Origin of the sequence: Limnothrix sp. FACHB-406, assembly GCF_014698235.1 — a bacterium.
Taxonomy (GTDB): domain Bacteria; phylum Cyanobacteriota; class Cyanobacteriia; order CACIAM-69d; family CACIAM-69d; genus CACIAM-69d.
In genome coordinates, this window is sequence record NZ_JACJSP010000001.1 from 130,470 (window position 1) to 149,271 (window position 18,802).

At 52.4% G+C, this 18,802-nt stretch carries 15 protein-coding genes; 5 read left to right on the forward strand and 10 right to left on the reverse strand.

Annotation, left to right across the window (positions count from 1 at the left end; all coding sequences use genetic code 11):
* Window positions 1-56: 56 nt before the first annotated feature.
* The 6 genes from H6G53_RS00525 to H6G53_RS00550 form a co-directional block, all read right to left on the reverse strand.
* Complete coding sequence (locus tag H6G53_RS00525; protein ID WP_190530587.1) at window positions 57-1,214, reverse strand: FAD-dependent oxidoreductase; 1,158 nt, start codon at window positions 1,212-1,214, stop codon at window positions 57-59.
* 225 nt (window positions 1,215-1,439) lie between these two features.
* On the reverse strand, window positions 1,440-1,676 hold the full coding sequence (rpmB, locus tag H6G53_RS00530) for a 50S ribosomal protein L28 (RefSeq protein WP_099533188.1): 237 nt from the start codon (window positions 1,674-1,676) through the stop codon (window positions 1,440-1,442).
* 351 nt (window positions 1,677-2,027) lie between these two features.
* Complete coding sequence (locus H6G53_RS00535) at window positions 2,028-2,537, reverse strand: hypothetical protein (RefSeq protein WP_190530588.1); 510 nt, start codon at window positions 2,535-2,537, stop codon at window positions 2,028-2,030.
* A gap of 448 nt (window positions 2,538-2,985) precedes the next feature.
* Complete coding sequence (cobU, locus tag H6G53_RS00540) at window positions 2,986-3,558, reverse strand: bifunctional adenosylcobinamide kinase/adenosylcobinamide-phosphate guanylyltransferase (protein ID WP_190530589.1); 573 nt, start codon at window positions 3,556-3,558, stop codon at window positions 2,986-2,988.
* A 137-nt stretch (window positions 3,559-3,695) separates the two neighbouring features.
* Window positions 3,696-4,154, reverse strand: coding sequence for a hypothetical protein (locus H6G53_RS00545; protein ID WP_190530590.1), 459 nt, complete (start codon window positions 4,152-4,154; stop codon window positions 3,696-3,698).
* Between the two features lie 109 nt (window positions 4,155-4,263).
* Complete coding sequence (locus H6G53_RS00550; RefSeq protein ID WP_099533193.1) at window positions 4,264-4,668, reverse strand: NIL domain-containing protein; 405 nt, start codon at window positions 4,666-4,668, stop codon at window positions 4,264-4,266.
* A 559-nt stretch (window positions 4,669-5,227) separates the two neighbouring features.
* On the opposite strand from H6G53_RS00550, the gene H6G53_RS00555 reads away from it, so the two are divergent.
* Together H6G53_RS00555 and H6G53_RS00560 are read left to right on the forward strand one after the other, a co-directional pair.
* Window positions 5,228-5,851, forward strand: coding sequence for a thioredoxin family protein (locus tag H6G53_RS00555; protein ID WP_190530591.1), 624 nt, complete (start codon window positions 5,228-5,230; stop codon window positions 5,849-5,851).
* A 144-nt stretch (window positions 5,852-5,995) separates the two neighbouring features.
* On the forward strand, window positions 5,996-6,517 hold the full coding sequence (locus tag H6G53_RS00560) for an SRPBCC family protein (protein WP_099533195.1): 522 nt from the start codon (window positions 5,996-5,998) through the stop codon (window positions 6,515-6,517).
* A 183-nt stretch (window positions 6,518-6,700) separates the two neighbouring features.
* On the opposite strand, the gene H6G53_RS00565 is transcribed toward H6G53_RS00560, so the two are convergent.
* A complete protein-coding gene (locus tag H6G53_RS00565; protein WP_190530592.1) occupies window positions 6,701-6,853 on the reverse strand; it encodes a hypothetical protein in 153 nt (50 codons plus the stop codon).
* A gap of 47 nt (window positions 6,854-6,900) precedes the next feature.
* Here H6G53_RS00565 and H6G53_RS00570 point away from each other — a divergent pair, with 47 nt between their 5' ends.
* The gene (locus tag H6G53_RS00570) at window positions 6,901-7,107 is read left to right on the forward strand and encodes a hypothetical protein (protein ID WP_099533196.1); all 207 of its coding nucleotides are present in this window, start codon (window positions 6,901-6,903) and stop codon (window positions 7,105-7,107) included.
* A 76-nt stretch (window positions 7,108-7,183) separates the two neighbouring features.
* On the opposite strand, the gene lpxD is transcribed toward H6G53_RS00570, so the two are convergent.
* Together lpxD and pgk are read right to left on the reverse strand one after the other, a co-directional pair.
* Window positions 7,184-8,230: a UDP-3-O-(3-hydroxymyristoyl)glucosamine N-acyltransferase gene (lpxD, locus tag H6G53_RS00575; protein ID WP_190530593.1), complete on the reverse strand. Its 1,047-nt coding sequence runs from the start codon at window positions 8,228-8,230 to the stop codon at window positions 7,184-7,186.
* 289 nt (window positions 8,231-8,519) lie between these two features.
* A complete protein-coding gene (gene pgk, locus H6G53_RS00580) occupies window positions 8,520-9,725 on the reverse strand; it encodes a phosphoglycerate kinase (RefSeq protein ID WP_190528417.1) in 1,206 nt (401 codons plus the stop codon).
* Between the two features lie 86 nt (window positions 9,726-9,811).
* Between pgk and H6G53_RS00585 the strand changes: the two genes are divergently transcribed.
* Window positions 9,812-10,195 (forward strand): universal stress protein, encoded by a 384-nt coding sequence (locus H6G53_RS00585; protein ID WP_099533199.1) that lies wholly within the window; start codon window positions 9,812-9,814, stop codon window positions 10,193-10,195.
* Between the two features lie 328 nt (window positions 10,196-10,523).
* Entirely contained in the window at window positions 10,524-15,827 is a 5,304-nt protein-coding gene (locus tag H6G53_RS00590; RefSeq protein WP_190530594.1) for a PAS domain-containing protein, read from the forward strand.
* 81 nt (window positions 15,828-15,908) lie between these two features.
* On the opposite strand, the gene H6G53_RS00595 is transcribed toward H6G53_RS00590, so the two are convergent.
* On the reverse strand, window positions 15,909-18,659 hold the full coding sequence (locus H6G53_RS00595; RefSeq protein WP_190530595.1) for a tetratricopeptide repeat protein: 2,751 nt from the start codon (window positions 18,657-18,659) through the stop codon (window positions 15,909-15,911).
* Window positions 18,660-18,802: the final 143 nt, after the last annotated feature.

Below are 18,802 nucleotides of genomic sequence, written 5' to 3' on the forward strand. Positions count from 1 at the left end.
ACTTGTTCAGCATCAAGGAAATTTTTTAGATCGTCTCTAAAAATGCAATACTGCCTTTAAAGCTGTTGGAATTGCCGCATGAATTTCCGATCAATATAGTCTTTCCAAACCCAAGCCCAAGCTCCCGTAAAAGCCCAACGGCCACGGGTAGCGATCGCCTGGCCATTGGCTAAGTTAATAAGGCTGAGAAATTGCTTTTGGGCTTTGAAAGGTTTCAGCGGCTGGCCCAAAATGGCTGCTCGCAAGTTGTCAGCCAGGGGGCGGCCTTGACGCACCGCAAACACGCCGGCCTTGGGGCGTGGCTGTTCCACCATCGTCGCCACATCTCCCGCCGCAAAGACCTGGGGATGGGAGCAGGATTGCAGATAGCGATTAACCGCAATAAATCCCTGGGGATCCGTGGCGAGGCCGGTGGCCGCCAACCAAGGGGCTGCTGCGGCTTGGGTGGCCCACAGCACCCGATCGCCCCAAAACAGTTGCCCCGAGGCGGCCCGCAACTGAGTATCTGTGCCTACGAGGGTGGCGTGGGTGATAGTTTCACTCAAAACCAGCTCAATTCCCTGGGCTTGCAGCACCTGGGCCACCCGATCGCCCACTGCCGGGGCCAAATGGGGCAGGAGTTTTGCCTCTCGCTGAATCAAAGTAATCGACAGGCGATCGCCCACCAGGGGTTGCAAACGTCGCTGGGCCGCCAAGGCCAGCTCAACACCACCCGCGCCGCCCCCCACCACCACCAACCGCAGCGGTCTGGATCCCCATTGGGGCAAGGCCGACAATAGCGCATCCCAGTTGGCCAACAAGGCTTGGATCGGCTTCGCGGCAATGATCGATCGCCCCAGAAGGTGTTGAACGCCCGGGGGAACCAGGGGCGTGCTGCCCAAATTAACCGAGAGCCAGCGAAACCCAACCGTTTCCCCGCTGGCTAGTTGCACTTGTCGATCGCCCAAATTCAATCCCACAGCGCGATCGACCCGCAACGCCACCCCCGCCCGATCGCACAGGGCCCGCAAATCAATAAAACAATCTTCCCGGCCATAACCCCCCGCCACATGGCCGGGAACCATGCCCGAGTAAGGTGCTCGGGGTGCTTCGCTGATCAGGGTTACCGAGTCGATCGCGCCGCTGGGCAGGGGTTTTTGGATCAACCGTCGCAAGGCGATCGCGTGGCTGTGGCCGCCCCCCAACAAAACCAAGGACTGGGCTGACTGTGGCAACTTTCAAAATCCCCAAATTCGCTAAATTTCCTAGATTTTCTAGATTTCCTAGATTTTCTAGATTCCACAATGAAAAATAAAAGATAAGAAATAAAAGAATAAAAGATAAAAAAACCCACCCAACAAAAGCTGCCACATAGGACAAATTGGGCGGGATTAATTAAACAGCTCAGTGCTGAATTTTCAGTGCTGAATTTTTGTATGGGATTAGCACTTAATTCAGAATTAGCACTTATTCAAATCAATGCCAGCTTCCTTAGCAAATGCTTGCAGACCCTTGGTGTTCAGGGTTTTCAGAGCTTTGGTCGAAAGACGCAACCGCACCCAACGATTACCTTGGGGCCACCAAATTCGCTTCCATTGCAGATTAACTTCTTGGAGCTTTTTGGTGCGGCGGTGCGAGTGGGAAATGGCGTAGGCGTTGTTCGCCTTTTTGCCGGTCAGTTGGCAAACACGGGACATGACGTTCTCCAAGCAGGACGAAAAGGTAAAACTTAGCGGTTGTGTTGATCCCGGCCCATCAAGCGATCGGGATAAGATTCACCACAACTCCAACCCAAAAGATGCCTCTCCAGGCAATGGCCCGTTGGCAGCATCGGCCATGGCGGTCGGCTTAGGCGGGCGATCCTTCAGCGGGCGATCGATGACCGATTGAGAGCGCGATTGATCAGTATAACCCAGATGGCAACCCAACCCGGACAGCCCAGCCCGCCAGAAGCCCATTCCGCCCTTAAGACCAATGCCGATCGACCCGATCGATCGCCTGTGATTAGCAGTCTCTGGCCAGCAGTCTGTGGCTCAGATCAACCCCTCCTAGGGCAGGGAATGTTTCGATCGCCCCCCATGCAAACTACAAGTATCTGACTCGCGAGCCTCGCCCCCGGTCGTTTCCTCGTTGGGCGGTGTGGGGATCAACTTTTGGCGAGACAGCCGTAGCCGAATTTGATCCAAATAATCCTGCACACAGACGGGCCCCCGTGGCGGCGGCCCATCATCGGGCCAAGAGGCCAAATCCTGACAGGGACAGGGCCCCGCCTCCAAGTAGCTGTCATTGATGGGATAGAGCAAACTACACCGCGCGCAGGGCAGCAAGCTCCAATGTCCCGACAATAAATCTTTCATGGAACAGACCGTGCCCGCCAGGTGATACATCTGGGGTTTTTCGAGAATTTGCCGCCAAAGTTGCTCAAATTCTGCGGAGTAAGCTTCACCGTCAATGGTGCGGCGAGTCCCGAGCAAGCGATCGTCGTGACCGCACACCACTTGCTTACCCAACTGCAACCAAAGAGCAAGATATTGTTTGACGCGTTCTTCAGGAGCCATTTTGGTGTGGAGTCCGGGGGCGAGGGCCAAAGGTTAAAGCACTGATGGCCAGGATTTGGGATTAGAGCTAGCTTCGCTAAACAAAACCAGGTTGAGAAACTTGACTAAAAATCAGTTCAAAACTGGCTTTAAAAAGCAAACTAAAACTCCAGGTTGCGGGTTTATTTCCCAAGCACCAGCTTCTGGATTAAGACAATAACTGGGAGACTGCCTAGGAAAATATCTGGAGGGTATTCGGAGAAACGTCTAAAGAAATAATTGGGGGAAACCTGAGTGAACAGCTCGCATGAAAACAGGTTAACCGAAAAGCTTGAATGGAAAATTGAGTTACTAACTATCCTGCTTTCGATCCTAAGCTAAGGTTAGAGGGGTCACCGACAAAGAATCTTGAGCTTAGATTAAAGTTTTGGACAATTTTTGGACAATATTTAAGGAAATTAAACAGTTTTTATCCAGTTGTTAAGGATTGACCGATCGCCCGTAAATTCACTGCAAAGCCCGCTGTGACCAGATAACAGGCATTGGATCGACTACCCAATTCCCGCACGAGTTTGCCGAGGCGATCGCGAAACAGGCGACCAGCGGGGAAGGCCGGAACCACACCCCAGCCCGTTTCTTCGGCCACAAAAATACACATGGCTGGCAAGGCCGCACAGGTGGCCAACAGCACTTCACAGGTTTGTTGCCATTCGGGATCGGGGCGATCGAGCCAGTTGGCCACCCAAGTTCCCAGTGAATCCACCAGCAAGCAACTATCGGCGGGCGCTTGGCCCAAGGCCGCAGCCAGCTCCAGCGGCACTTCCCAATTTTGCCAAGTTTCCGGGCGGCGCTGGCGGTGTTGGGCCACACGATCGGCCCACTCTTGATCCTGGGGATCCAAGTACGAGGTAGCCACATAGATGACCGATCGCCCCGAGGCCGCGGCCAACCGTTCCGCCCACTCACTCTTGCCCGATCGCGCCGGCCCCGTCACCAGCACCACCCGTGACCATCCCGATTCTGAAGTCTGAGGCTGAGTCATGATGATGGGTTGCCCAATCGGGGTTACTCAGGGGGCTACTTAAGGGGCTTTGCCCGGTTAATTGCCCGGTTAATTGCTCAATGAATTGCTCAATGAATTGCTCAACAAACTGCTCAGTAAAGCATTCGGTGAATGAGCTACTCGCTGACCCGCGACATCAAAAACCAAGGGGCCAGCCCGATCGCGCTCCCAATGCCCACAGCACTGGCCGCCAACATTTGCCAAAACGATTGCCAGCGCGATCGGCCCGCCACCCGCAATTCCACCTTGGCCAAAAATTCCGCCGCCAACAACAACATCACATCCGTTGTAATGTCCAACCGCGACAGCACAATCACCACGCCCATTGCTGCCAAAATTGCGCCCCCGAAAGACTTGGTGGCCGTTTGAAACCAAGAAAAACGCCCAAACTCTGGCCAAGGCAACTTAAGGGTAAACAGGGCCGCCAAAGCCACGGCCACCAACAAAGCCACTCCCGCCACCTCTACCAGCGAGGGGGGCCGGGGCACAGCCAGCAACGCCACCCAACTCAAGGCTAAGTAAACCAACGCCAGGATGAATAGCGATAGTCCGGTGTAGTTGTTGTATAAGCGCATGGAACCTTGTCTCCTCTTCAACTACAAGGTTTTGTCTGTAAAAAAGGCAATTTTCCTGGAAAATCAATGCGTAATTGAGAGGCTAATGAATTTTAGGAAATCGGAGAAGTTAAAAGCTAGTGGAAATGGCTTGAACCGGGCAGGTGGGAACACATTGCTCGCAAACTACACAGCGCGATCGAGCAAATTCTAGGCGGAAAGTTTCTGGGTGCAGCGACAACGCCCCCGTGGGACAAACGCCCGTACAAAGACCGCAGTGGACACAGCTTGCTTCATCGATCGAGATTTCTCGATTGGCAGAAGAAACATCAATATCGAGGGATTCCATCCACTCCATGGCCGCGTCCATTTGGTCAATGTCGCCAATGAGTTCAACGACTAATTTTCCAACGCGATCGGGGGCCACTTGCGCTCGAATGATGTTGGCAGCCACATTAAATTCTTTCGCCAATCGATAGGTGATTGGCATTTGCACCGCATGTTTCGGAAAGGTGAGTGTGACGCGCTTTTTCAAAACAAATCACCGCCAGCGAACGATCGGGGGAACCAGGGCAATCGGGTCAATTCAGGTCAACTTAGGTTAATTCGGCTTAGTTCAAATTGGTTCAGATTAGTTCAGATCGGTTCAGATCAATATAGGGAAAACCACAGCGCTCGGGCCGGCGGACAGGCCGATCGAGCCTTCAGCGACCAATACCCCCTAAATCCTAAATAGCGAGCGGCCCATCCAGCGGTGACTCAACAAGCCCATGAAGACATGTAACGAAGTTGTTACAATCAAAATAGCCCTTGCAGAATACTGTTAACCCTAGAACACTGACCGAAGCGCCAATCACCGAAAGCGGTCGTGATTGGGGTCGTGGGGGCGATCCCGTTGGTTTCGGAGTTGCGGGATTTGGGCGATCGGCCCAACCTGCGCCGAAAATTCTGGAGCACCAGCCACGGGGAACCAGAAACGAGTAACCAAAAAAAGTTCGGGACCGATCGTCCTTGGCTCTTGAGGACTGTATCGCTAGCCTAGCACCAGAACTGAGCCGCCATTCCGCTTTGCCCTCTTGTTTTGCCATTCTGCCATGAGCCAGCTTTCTCCTGAACCGACTTCCCAGCCCTCAACCGTGATCCCCGGAGCTGCCGCGGCCGTTAGTCGTCTGCCAAATTTGGTGGTGGCCATTGTGGCGGCGTTGTTGGGGGTGGTGTTGTTTTTAGGGCTACGCACGGAACCCAACAGCAACATTCTGGAACGGCTGGCACGTGATTCTGTGCCGTTGGATCAGGCGATCGTCAATGGCAAGCCGACGGTGCTGGAGTTCTATGCAGATTGGTGTACCAGTTGCCAGGCCATGGCGAATGATTTGCGGGAGTTGAAGCAGGACTATGGCGATCGGGTCAATTTCTCGATGCTGAATGTGGACAACACCAAATGGCTACCCGAAATTCTGAGCTATCGAGTGGATGGAATTCCGCACTTTGTCTTTTTGAATGCCCAGGGTCAGGAGTTGGCCCAGGCGATCGGGGAGCAGCCGAAATCAATCATGGCGGCGAATTTGGCGGCCTTGGCTGACGGAACCGTCATCTTGCCCTATGCGAAGGTCAACGAAGGTCAAACCTCTGAGTTTGATGCTCCGTTGTCTGGAGATGCGGCCCAAAAATCGGCGGCAACGGATCCTCGCAGTCATGGTGCGTCAGTTGCCAATTAGGACAGGGTAACCGGCCGTGAATGTCGGGAATGCTCAACAGTCCCTAAAACCACCAGTCTAGAAGTTTCTAAAAAACCTCTAGCAACTTCTAGAAATACGGCTAGAACTACAGCCGTCCATTTTTACTTTTCCTTGGCCCCTGGCATGTCTTCCCGTCTTTTTACAACTCGAACTCAACTGGCTCGTGGCCAAGGTAAATCGGTTGTGCCGCGAGTTTATGAACAGTCGATCGCAATTCAGGCTAGTGCCACGGCGGTTGAGTGGTGCTTCACCGATCGCGAGCTGATGCATCGGTGGCTAAACCCAGCCCTGCGCTGTGATCCCGTGGGCGATCGCTGGGGAACCGATTTGGGCGATCGCACCCGATTTGTGTTGCAAATTCCCCTGCTGGAACCGGCGCTGCAATGCACGGTGGCGGAGCGATCGCCTGGCAAAATTGTTTGGGCTTTTTCTGGCTTTTTTGTGGGGCGCGACTCTTGGGAATGTATTCCCGATGGATCCGGCACTCAGTTAATCAATCGGTTTGAGTTTGTGATCCCCAATCCCCTTGTTCGCTGGGGGTTCGATCGGGTGGCGGCTGGCTGGGTGCAAGGCGACATGCAAGCCCAGCTCCGTCGTCTGAAGCGCGTGGCCGAGGAAGTCTACCACCTGCGATCGGGGCGATAGCACTGTCCTACGTAAAATTACGTAACCAAAATAGAACATTGTCCGGAAATCGCCGTCAAGCTCTCTAAAAGACAGTAGAGTTCAGAAGGATAGCCTCTTTTCCTGCGGCTTTTTCAGGTGGGCTTTCCTTCGTTCTGGTTTTTTCTTGGATGAGCACCATGGTCGATTCATTTTGCCATGGGTTCATTCACCGACTTTTTTGATTTCTGGATTGATTTCTGGATTGATTTCTGGATAAATTCCTGAGTTGATTCCTGGATGAATTTCTAGATCAATTCCTGGATTGGTTTCCATGGAGTCGGTGAAAATACCAGTTCCTCGCCACAGATCTGCCACCGAACTGCTACGTTGTCGGAGGGTTTGGTATGTCTAGAGCATCTTCAATGCACCTTGCTCCCCAGGAGCTAACATCCATCGAGCAGGATGTTTTACGTGTTATTCAACAGTGCGATCGCAAGGGTTTTGCAGCCACGTTGGATTTGATTCAAGTGAACACGGGCTATGCGCTGGACGCGATCGAGCGGGCCGTTGAACATTTGATTCAAAGCCGTCTAATTCGTCCTCTGAATACGGAAGCTTGGGGTGATTGATTGCGGGCCGGCGGAATAGGAAATTTCACTGAAGAAACTTCACTGAAGACTGCTCCCAATCATCTAGCCTTTCCCTCTAGTCCTTGAGGCCCAAGTGGGATTGAATCTGTCGCAGCAGCTTGTGCATTTCGGGCAAGCGGCGATAGATGGCTGAGGTTCTGAGCCATTGACTGTTGGAAATGGCTGGGTAGCCGGAGACAATCTCACCGGCCGGTACGTCACTGTGCAAACCGGACTTGGAGGAGGCGATCGCCCGATCGCCCATTTTGACGTTGTTGGCCACGCCCACCTGCCCGGCCAGAATCACCCCTTTGCCCAATTCCACGCCCCCTGCCAAGCCCGCTTGGGCCGCGATCGCGCAGCCTTCGCCCAGTTGGCAGCCATGGCCAATGTGAACCATATTGTCAAGCTTTGTGCCCCGGCCAATGCGGGTTTCGCCCATGGCTGGCCGATCGATCGTGCTGTTGACTCCCACATCCACACCGTCTTCGAGCACAACGCGCCCGGTTTGATCCAGCTTTTGCCAGCCTTGGGCCGTGGGCACAAAGCCAAATCCTTCATCGCCAATGACTGCGCCACTGTGGATGATGCAATGTTGCCCAATGATCGATCGCTCGTGGATGGTGCAGTTGGCATGGAGCCAGGAATCGGCCCCGATCGACGCACCCCCATAAATCACCACATTGGCCATTAAGCAAACCCGATCCCCGATCGTCACCCCCTCATAAATCGCCACATGGGGCCCGATCGACACTTCCTGACCCAGTTGCACAGTCGGATCAATCCAGGCGCTGGGGTGAATCCCCGGCTTGGGTTTAAAGGGTTGATAGAACAGCCGCACTGCCACGGCAAATAGCATTTTGGGATCTTGCACCGCCACCCAGGCCAACCCCAGCTCGCGAGCTTGGCTAATTAGCTCAGGACGGTTGGGCAAAATCACGGCGGCTCGGGTGCTTTCCAAGCAGTCCGCAAATTTATCGCCTTCCAAATAGGTCAACTGACCGCCCTGGGCCTGGGCGATCGGGGCGATCGTTGTCAGTTCAGGATCATCCGCCAAGGAAAATTGATCGAAGGGGCGATCGCTCAGCTTTTCTAACTGCTTTAATAATTCGCTAAATTTCATGGCTCAAACTTAACGGCTTAAATCTATTCAAACTTAAGTTATTCAGACTCAAGTTATTCAAACTCAAGAGTCATTCCAAAAACCCCAAGTAGGAAAGCGGAAACCCGGTTGGGGACGCACCGTCGTGCGCCCTCGCAGGAGGATTGCAACGATGGTGTGCCCCCAGATTCCATATGAAGATTGCAAGGCAAGGGATGAGGATTGCAAGGCAAGGGGCTTAAGCCCCTTGTCCCTACGGTCTTCAGGGATTCCTGCAATCTTCAGCGGTTAATGGATCCTAGCCTGAGATTTAGGCTTCATCCAATGCCGCAATCCCAGGCAGCACTTTGCCTTCCAGCAACTCCAAGCTTGCACCGCCACCGGTCGAAATGTGGCTCATTTGGTCAGCCACACCCACCTTTTCCACCGCTGCCACCGAGTCGCCACCACCAATAATCGTGGTCACGCCCTTCGGAGTCAGGGTCGCCAAGGTTTCCGCGATCGCCTTGGTGCCAGCCGCGAACTTGTCGAACTCGAACACGCCCATGGGCCCGTTCCAGATCACCGATTGGCAGGTTTCCAGCGCCTTTTGGAACGCCGCCACCGAGTCGGGGCCAATGTCCAGACCCATCCAGCCATCGGGGATTGCATCCACGCTGACGGTTTGGCTGTTGGCATCGGGCGCAAAGTTATCGGCCAACACCACATCGGTCGGCAACAACAGTTCCACGCCCTTGTCCTTGGCCTTCGCTTCCAGAGCGGAGGCCAGATCCAGCTTGTCATCTTCCACCAACGACTTGCCCACGGCCAAGCCGCGTGCTTTGTAGAAGGTGAAGATCATGCCACCGCCGATGAACAGCTTGTCCACCTTGTCCAGCAGGGTTTCGATCACGGTGATTTTGCTCGACACCTTCGAGCCACCCACAATTGCCGCTAGAGGACGCTTGGGGCTTTCGATCGCCGCTTGCAGGTATTGCAGTTCCTTTTCGATCAGGTAACCCGCAACGGAGGGGCTGAGGAACTTGGTCACGCCTTCGGTGGAGGCATGGGCCCGGTGAGCCGTACCGAACGCATCGTTCACGTACAAATCAGCCAGCGAAGCCAGCTTCTTCGAGAACTCAGGATCGTTTGCTTCCTCTTCCGCGTAGAACCGCACGTTTTCCAGCAGCACCACATCGCCATCGTTCATGGCTGCAACCGTTGCTGCTGCCTCGTCGCCAATGCAGTCGTCGGTTTTAACTACCGGTTTGCCCAGCAGTTCCGACAGGCGCACGGCCACGGGCGTGAGACGCATCGAATCAACAACCTTACCCTTAGGACGGCCGAAGTGGCTGGCCAGGATGACCTTCGCGCCTTTGCCGGTCAGGTCTTGGATTGTGGGCAGGGCGGCCCGAACCCGGGTGTCGTCGGTGATTTTGCCAGCATCGTCGAGAGGTACGTTGAAATCAACGCGCACAAGGACGCGCTTGCCAGCTACATCAGCCGCCGACAAATTTGCTACAGTTTTCTTTGACACGATAAAAACCTCCTTTCAATGCGTCTCGCGGAAATTCGCGCGGGAGTTTTCGCGGAAGTTCACGCGGTGAATATTTTCCCCTAAAGATGTTCGAGACGATTCTTTTTCCGATCGATCGATCGCCCGAATCTCGTGAGGCGGCCGAAACCGTTGCCCAACTGGCGCAACTGCACAACAGTCGATTAGTCATTCTGTCGGTCGTTCCCGGCCCCGATGAAGGGGCCATTGAAGCGGCTGAAACCCTCCTCAGCCGGGCTAAAGCCATGTTTGCTGAGCGGGGCCTCGAAGCCGAAGTGATTGAGCGCGAGGGAATGCCTGCGTTCACCATCTGTGATGTGGCCGATGAAGTGGAAGCCAGCCTGGTCGTCATGGGCAGCCGGGGCATGGGTCTAACCACCGAAGGAGCCGCCGAAAGCACTGCCCATCGCGTCATTGACTTGTCTCCCTGTCCGGTGTTGATCGTTCCTTAGCACCAGGGATTCGTAAAACAGCAAAGCCAACACCAGCCAAAATCAAAACTAAAACAAGCTTGTCTGAAGCCTTGGACTGGAGTAATTCTGCCAGGGAAAGTCAGTTTCTAAAGAGTTCCCGTGCATTTACGCCGGAGCGCGGCAGGCTTCATACATTGCTAAATTAGGGCGCTTTCCTTGCTAAAAAGGAGAGCGCTTTTGCTTGTTATCAGAGTTATGGTGGGATTAATTCCTGCAAAAGCTTCCTGCAAAAGCTGGTTAGACCCATGCGACATTTCCCGGGACACCAGCGCCCCCCTTCTAACTCTGGGTCTTATTTTGGGTACTTATGAATTTCGGGTCTCTACAGCAGGTCAGTTTTCCCGGGTATCTGAAAAGGCTGGCTCGGCGAATTGCAACACATAAACTTCCCCTCAATTACGTCATTACGGTTCCCTTTGTGCTGCAAGTGGGAATCGTGGTGGGCTTGGTGGGATATTTGTCCTATCGCAGTGGCAGCGATGCTGTTGAATCTTTGGTCGATCGATTGCTAGACAATAAAGCAAACCAAGTTCAGCAGGATTTAGATCATTACCTATCGATTCCTAAAATTACAACTCAAAACAATGCTTTTTTGATCCGTAAAGGTCACTTGAATAGCCTAGACCTAGACGAGCTTGAGTCATTTTTTATTGAACAGCTTAAGCTATTTCCTAAACTGAGTACTTTAGCCCTGTCTAATGAAGCGGGCGATTTTCTAGCCGTTGAACGTCCGGATCCAAATGCGCTGATTATTCGTCGGTTGCAAGCTGCCTCACCCGATCGATCGCTCCTTCGCTATTGGGCAAATCGTCAGGGCCAGCAGCGCGTTTTGCTCGAAGTTCGCCGTGATTATTATCCCCATCGCGATCCACCCCACGATCCTTGGTACTTGAAGGCTCAGCGCAACCCTACTGGTCTTTGGACGATGGGAATTAGTCTATCTAAGGGCAAGCAAAATCCCATCTTGCACTTAATTCGGACTGTGCCTTTTTATGACCAGTCGGGTCGGTTTCAAGGAGTTTTAGGAGCGAGTTTTTACTTACAGCAATTTGGGGACTTCCTCCAGTCCATTAACACCAATGATCAGGGGCAAATTTTTGTAATGGAACCCAACGGGCTGTTGGTGGCCAGCTCTGCCAATGAATTGCCCTTTGATGCCAGTCCTCGAAAAATATTAGCCCAAAATACTCAACACCATAATCGGCGCTTGGATGCCACTCAAAGCAAGGATAGTTTAATTTCAAAAACGGCACAAATTATTAGAAACAACAAAATCAACCTAGAGCAAATTGAAACGAAGCTTAAGCTAACAGTTCAAATTCAAGAGCAAAACTATTTTGTGCAAATTATTCCTATCCGAGGCGAGCTGAACTGGTTCACGGTGATTGTGCTACCCCAGTCGGCATTTATGGATCAAATCCATAGCAATATTTACCGCACAATCTTGCTTTGCCTGTTGGCTTTGTTGGGAGCAGTAGCCACAGGAATTTGGACTGGCTATCGGATTAGTCGATCGCTCCAATGGTTGCGAGTGGCGACCAAGGCTCTCAACCATGATCACCACACCCAAGAATTACAGCCAATTGAAAATGTCCAGATTTTGGAATTTGATCTGCTCAATCTTTCCATTCAAAAAGTTCTGAAAGCACTGAAAAAATCTCGACAAGCCCAGGCAGATTATGAAAAAACCCTGCAATTAAAGGTTGAAGAAAAAACCGCCGCCTTACAAAAGAGCCAAGCCCGTCTTTTAGAAGCCCAAAGAATTGCCCATGTGGGCCATTGGGAGCTGAATGTGGCCAAGCGAGCGATCGTTTGGTCACCAGAAATTTATCGAATTTGTGAACTTGACAAACCCACCAAGGGTTTAAAAGCTCAGCAACTAATCAACCTCATCCATCCGGCCTATCGAGAACGATTTCAGCAGGATGTCATTGATTTAGTGATTGCTCATCGGGCTTTTGATGCTGATTTACGAATCATCACGGCTAAGGGCAATTCTCGTTACATTCAAATTAAAGGCAAGCCGATTTTGAATGCACAGCAAGAAATTATTCAAGTTACCGGAATCATTGCAGATATCACAGAGCGCAAGCAGCTAGAGCGGGCCCTCAAAACATCGGAGGCCCAAGCCAAGGACATTTTAAACAGCGCGATCGCGGGGATCGTGAGTCTGCGTTTTTTTAAGAATCACACCTGGAAAATTGATCGTGTTTCTGCCGGTTGTGAAACCTTATTTGGCTATACCTGCGAAGAGCTATTAGCTAATCAAAATCTTTGGATGCAAGATATTGAGCCGGAAGATTTGCAAAACATTCAAGATCAAATTATTGAAGATATTTTTCATGAAAGAACGGGAACCTATGAATATCGAATTTGTGATCACCAAAGGAGGATTCGGTGGATTTCCCAAACGAATAATGCCGTTTGGGATTTGTTGGGAGATTGTTGGCACGTGACAATTACCGCCATTGATGTCACTGATCGCAAGCTAACAGAGGTTGCCCTGAAAAAAAGTGAATCAAGATTTCTCGATATTTCCGATTCTTCACCGGCTAATATCTATATTTTGGTGCGTCGTCTGGATGGTTCCTTTTATTTTGAGCACATCAGTCGGGCGGCTGAAACCATTCATGAAATTCCCGTGGCGACGATTCTTCAGGATGCCAATATTCTGCTCGATCGCATCCACCCCGATGACCAAGCAGCTTATAACCAAGCCGTTGAACGCAGCATTGAAAACTTACGACCCTTTGAGCATGAATGGCGCGTCATTAATCCATCGGGGAAGGTGAAATGGTTGCAGGGAAGTGCTAGCCCAAAACGGCGAGAAAATGGCGAAATTGCTTGGTATGGCGTTGCAATTGATATTACCGATCGCAAGATTGCTCAAGATGCCTTGAATGAAAGTGAAAGTCGGCTCGTGAGGCTTTCTAGTGTGTCTCCTGTGGTGATCTATTCCGTGGTGGAAGAACCGGGAAAACCGGTGGAGTATGAATATCTTAGCGCTGCTTTTGAGGAAATTCATGAAGTTCCTCTCAGTGCGGCGATCCAAAATCCCATGATTACTTTTAATCAAATTCATCCGGATGATCAAGAAAGCTATATCCAGGCTGTGGAATGGTCCAGCCGAAATTTACAGAACTTCCGCCATGAGTGGCGAATTATTACACCTTCTGGCAAGGTGAAGTGGTTGCAAGCCAATTCACGCCCAGAGCTTCGTGGAAACCAAGAAATCGTTTGGCATGGGGTTGTTCAAGATATTACAGATCAAAAGGCGATCGCCAACGCCTTGGCTAAAACAACGGAAGAACTCGATCAATTCTTTTCGGTGGCACTGGATTTACTATGTATTGCGGATATTAGCGGGCGCTTCCAACGCTTGAATTTACAGTGGTCTAAAATTCTGGGCTATCCCTTAGAAGAATTAGAGGGATCGCGGTTTATGGACTATGTTCATCCCGATGATGTTGAAGAAACTATGCTGGCTTTGAATGAACTGGTTAATCAAAAGGAGCTTCATGGATTTGTGAACCGCTATCGTTGCCAAGACGGTTCCTATCGTTGGATTGAATGGCGCTCCGTGCCGGTTAACTCGGTGATTTATGCGGCAGCTCGCGACATTACCGATCGCAAGCTGGCCGAACTGCAACTTCAGGAAGCGAAGGATAAGGCTGAGGCAGCTAATCGGGCAAAAAGTCTATTTCTGGCAAATATGAGCCATGAACTCAGAACACCTTTAAATATTATCTTGGGATTTTCGCAGCTCATTAACCGTGATATTCATTTATCAGAAAGTCATCGTGAATATATGAATTTAATTCAGAATAGCGGCACTCATTTACTAATGCTCATTAATGATATTCTGGATCTTTCTAAAATTGAAGCGGGTCAATTCACCCTTGACGAAGAAGAAGTAGATCTTTATGAAATTCTCTATTCCTTGCAAATTGCCTTTCAACAACAGGCTCTTAAGCGAGAAAATCAACTCATTTTGGAAATTGGCGACAGAGTTCCTCGATATATTATTTTAGATTCCAAAAAACTGAAGCAAATCCTGTTTAACTTGGTTGGTAATGCGATTAAGTTCACCACCCAAGGATCGATCGCGATTCGAGTTGATTTAATTTCAACCCTAATTGTTAATACATTTCAAGTTTATCCCTATTCATCTTTGGCAGAGGGGCGATCGCCGGTTGATTCCGGTGCTTGCGACCCAGCATTAACCGAAAATCCAGATTTCAAGGCTGCAACGTTTCAGTCATGCCAGAACGAGTCCTATAAAGGGCAGTTTTGTAATCATGACTATCTTCAGTTTCAGGTGATTGATACGGGAGCTGGGATTGAATCTGAGGATTTAAAAGCGATTTTTGATGCTTTTTCCCAATCGGCAGCCGGTAAAAAAAGCTCGGAAGGCACTGGTTTAGGCCTAACAATTAGCCAACAGTTGGTGCAGTTAATGGGTGGAGTGTTGACGGTAGAAAGTGCCGTTGGTTTGGGGAGCACGTTCATGTTTACCTTGCCGCTGCGCACCGGCCGATCGCCTGGAAAAAAATCTGAACATCAGCCTTGGGGGCCGCCTCAAAACCAAACGACGATCGCTGAATCAGCTCGATCGCCCGCATCCTTCTGGGGCGATCGCCTGGATTCTAGAATGTTGTCTCCGTCAAGGCTGAGTCACCGGGAATCGGGAACTGTGGCTGATTCTCTGGCGAACGATCGCCCAACAGAATCACCAACGATCGGTTTGGCAGCCATTCGATCGCGCTATCGCATTTTGGTTGTGGACGATCGCCCAGATAATCGCCTGTTGTTAGTGCAATTGTTGAGTCAATTGGGGTTTGTGGTGCAGGAAGCCATGGACGGGGCTGATGCGGTGCAGCGGTGGCAAGATTGGCATCCACATTTAATTTTGATGGATTTAAGAATGCCCGGTTGCGATGGTTATCAGGCAACTCAACAAATTCGGGCGTTGGAGTCTTCGCGATCGACGGTAATTTTAGCCATCACGGCCCAGGCGTTGGTGGAAGATCGAGATCAGGCGATCGCGGTCGGCTGCGATGACTATTTAAGCAAGCCGATTTCCGATCAAGTCCTGATCCAAAAACTGGACTATTACTGTCAGCAAGCCGATCGCTCCTCGGATCCGCTGCATCAGGTCTCTAGGGATCAATCTGATTTTTCATTGACAAAACCGGCTCATTCCCCGGAATTGGTTGCGCCCTTCAATGGTGCTTTGGATAGTCGAGAACCTCCAGATTCATTAGATCCATTAGATCCATTGAATCAACTGCTAAATCAGCGGCCGGATCCCTTCTCCGACCATTTCATGGATTCCTTTCCCGATCAATTGGGCGATCGCGCTGACGCACTCTCAGGCCTTCGGCATCACCAGCGGGGCCAAGAATTGTTGGCCAAAATGCCTCGCGATTGGCTCATGCAGTTACAACATGCCGCAGCCCTTTGCGCTGAAGATTCCATGCGCAAATTACTCCAGACCATTCCCGAAGAGCAGGCCCCGTTGTCTGATTATTTGGGCCAACTGATTTACGATTTTGCCTTTGACAAAATCCATCAACTGGTTAGCCGCTGCCTGAATGAGCCTTTTGAGTAATGTTGAATAATGCGCCTTTTGAATGGCTAGAACTCAGGATAGCAAGCGGGCAGCGGAGCAAAAGAGCCGCAGCATAACCCCTTAAACTTGGCTAAATTCCGCCTTGCTGCGTAAATCTTGCAAAATTCCGTACATTTCCGCCGCAAAGCCCTTGGGGTTCCAAAGCGGGGCGGGATTGGCCGGATTTTTAGCCTGTTGCAACTTGTGGCGCACCGCATTGCACAACTCCCGATCGCGCCCTAAGCGCACCCCCCACTCAATATATTCATCCCAAGTCCAGGCCATGCCCTCCTGGTCGAGGCCCGCCGCCCGCATCAGGGAATAGCCCAAGCGAGAGAAGGACTGCTCGCCCACCCTGGTCACGATCGGTTGGTTGAAGTAAAGGGCTTCCAGGTTGTGGGTTGCGCCGCTGTAGGGATAGGAATCCAGCAACACATCGGTGATTTGATACACGGCCCGGTGCTCTTCCTCGCTGGCGGTGCGGGGCAACATCCGCACCCGATTGGGGTTCACGCCCTGGCGACGGCATTCCTCGTGATAGAGACTCAGCATCAGTTCCAAGTCCCCAATCCGCGATTTGAAGAACAGAATGCTATCGGGCACATAGCGCAGCACATGAACTTGGGCTTGCAGCATTTCCATGCTGACCTTTTGTCCCGTGGGCACGCTGAGGAAAATGGTTTGGTTGGGGTCAATCCGGAACGCTTGGCGCTGTTTGGCCCGATCGGTCGGCACACTCGGCAGATAGGACAGGGCCGCAAAGGAACCCGACATCCGTACTAGCTTTTCGATGTAATAGTGCTCAACGCCGGCCGGGTGGGTGTTCCAGTCCACCAGGTTGTAGTTATCGGGGCAAATGTGGGGCGCGTCGTAGCCCAACCAGGTGAGGCAAACGGGCGCGGGCCGGTGGTAGAGCACTTCCGCGTGAGGCAGAATCGTGATCGAATCGAGGTCAAACAGAATATCGAGGTTGTCTTCCCGGGCCCGGCGAATGATGGTGGGGGCGTTGGCATCGGGGAATCCTTCCTCACCGGGCATGTAGAACTTTTCGGCCAAGCCTTCAAACACCTTGGTTCGATCGTCCTTGGGCATGTCGCCGGTAACGTAGAGGAACAGGTGCGGCGTATGTTCCTTAAGGGCGGTGAGGATTTCGCCGCTGCACCACCCCACGGAATGGCGGCGATAGTGGCGAGACATGAACCCAATGCGCAGCCGATCGGACGTGCGGGGCGATCGGGTCGTGGGCATGGCATACAAGGGGCTGTTGGCGGCTTGGTGGTCTTTAAAGGCATTTTCCACCAGCTTGCGATAGGCTTCCGCCAGGGCGTTGGCCACCCTGGTGTTGGCCGCCACATCGTCCCGCAAGTGTGGCATATCAAACAGCACGTTCCCGTAAAGCTTCGTGATGTCAAAGGGAGAAAGCTGGTCAATGACCTGAACAAACTCACTTTCAATTTCCAGGAACCGCTGACGCGCCACATGGCCCAAGCCGATGAAACAAAAGGCTTTGGTCGAGATGATGCCCGCGAGGACGCGCTCCCGGGGGCTGCTGCCCGGTTCGTTGAAGGTGCGCCAACAGCGATCGGCCACTTGGCGGGCTTGGGGCAGATATCCCCAGAACAGCAGATGTTCCATCAAGTCCCAATGGGCATCCAAGTGCTTGCGATCGAAGTGAATCGCCCGCTCATACCATTCAAACCCTTCCGGGCGCTTGCCCATGCCGACCAGGGTTTGGGCAATTCGGATGTAGCCCTGAATCCCTTGCACTTTTGGATCCACCGCCAGGGCCTGCTGCCAGCACTGAATGGCTTCTTCCTTTTTGTCGGCCACTTCAAAGGCGCAACCCATGCTCCAGTAGGCTTGGGCCATTTGCGGATTGGCCTGAATAGCCCGCTGAAAACATTGGATCGCCTCGTCCGTTTGCCGCTTGCCAAGCAGAATGCTGCCCAGGTTTGACCAAGCTTCTGCGTAGTTGGGGTTCAACTGCACAGCGGTTTGGTAAGCGTCGGCAGCTTCTTGATAGTTGCCGCGGCCGAGCATGATGTTGCCCAGCAGCTTGTGGGCTTCCGGGAAGGCATTTTGGATTGCGAGGGCTTCGGTCACCAGCTCATGGGCCGCGTCCAATTCGCCCCGATCGAACAGCAATGCCCCCAGCCGCTCCAACAACTGGGCAAAGGGAACCGCGATCGCCATGGTGCGCAGGTCGGCTTCGCGTCCCAAATCACAGGTGGTTTGGCTGGCTTTGGGGGGAACGGGCTGGCCAGCGCGATCGGCCTGGATCACGGCGGCGGGAGCTTCAATGCCCCAGAGGGTTGGGCGCACGGCCAACCCCCGACGATAGTGTTGTTCAGCTCCGGCCAGGTCACCAATTTCCAGCAGCAGGTTGCCCGAGACCAGCTCAATTTCGGCCACGCGATCGAAACTACCCGCCAAGTAATGCCACTGGGCATATTGGCTGTAGGCCGGCAACAGATCCGCCACCAAGGCCCGCAGATTATCCAACACCTCCGGACTGTCGGGCTTGATCTTTTGGGCCTTGGTGTAATACTGAAGCGCCTGATCCCAACTGCCGATCGCGTGGCAAATTAGCCCCGAGGTGTTCAACACCGCCGGATCATTGGGGGTGAGGGTGAGGGCTTTTTCCACATATTCCACTGCGATCGCCATTTCGCCCATCTGATAGGCGATCGCCCCGAACCAGTGCAGCGCCTCCGCGTGGTTGGGATGGTGCTCCAGGATTTTTTTGTAAATCAGGCCCGATTGTTCGAGCTGACCCGATCGCAGCAGTTGGATCGCCCGCGTGAGGGCCTGAGAAACAGCAGCATCATCCATGACAAAATCCAGGGCAGAGGGAGGCGAAGTTGGCAAAACGCGCAAGTTGGAGGGAAAAAATTGGCCAGAATCACGACCGTTGATTAACCCCCGCCCGCTTGGGCCCTCCAGTGCTCAGCCCGGCTGACAGGGGTTGAAGATCC

What these genes read in the sequence shown, in the direction of transcription:
- H6G53_RS00535 (WP_190530588.1), bottom strand. Translation starts at nt 2,537, where the DNA reads ATGGCTCCTGAAGAACGCGTCAAACAATATCTTGCTCTTTGGTTGCAG.
- cobU (WP_190530589.1), bottom strand. Translation starts at nt 3,558, where the DNA reads ATGACTCAGCCTCAGACTTCAGAATCGGGATGGTCACGGGTGGTGCTG.
- H6G53_RS00595 (WP_190530595.1), bottom strand. Translation starts at nt 18,659, where the DNA reads ATGGATGATGCTGCTGTTTCTCAGGCCCTCACGCGGGCGATCCAACTG.
- H6G53_RS00590 (WP_190530594.1), top strand. Translation starts at nt 10,524, where the DNA reads ATGAATTTCGGGTCTCTACAGCAGGTCAGTTTTCCCGGGTATCTGAAA.
- H6G53_RS00570 (WP_099533196.1), top strand. Translation starts at nt 6,901, where the DNA reads ATGCACCTTGCTCCCCAGGAGCTAACATCCATCGAGCAGGATGTTTTA.
- H6G53_RS00560 (WP_099533195.1), top strand. Translation starts at nt 5,996, where the DNA reads ATGTCTTCCCGTCTTTTTACAACTCGAACTCAACTGGCTCGTGGCCAA.
- H6G53_RS00555 (WP_190530591.1), top strand. Translation starts at nt 5,228, where the DNA reads ATGAGCCAGCTTTCTCCTGAACCGACTTCCCAGCCCTCAACCGTGATC.
- rpmB (WP_099533188.1), bottom strand. Translation starts at nt 1,676, where the DNA reads ATGTCCCGTGTTTGCCAACTGACCGGCAAAAAGGCGAACAACGCCTAC.
- lpxD (WP_190530593.1), bottom strand. Translation starts at nt 8,230, where the DNA reads ATGAAATTTAGCGAATTATTAAAGCAGTTAGAAAAGCTGAGCGATCGC.
- H6G53_RS00585 (WP_099533199.1), top strand. Translation starts at nt 9,812, where the DNA reads ATGTTCGAGACGATTCTTTTTCCGATCGATCGATCGCCCGAATCTCGT.
- H6G53_RS00545 (WP_190530590.1), bottom strand. Translation starts at nt 4,154, where the DNA reads ATGCGCTTATACAACAACTACACCGGACTATCGCTATTCATCCTGGCG.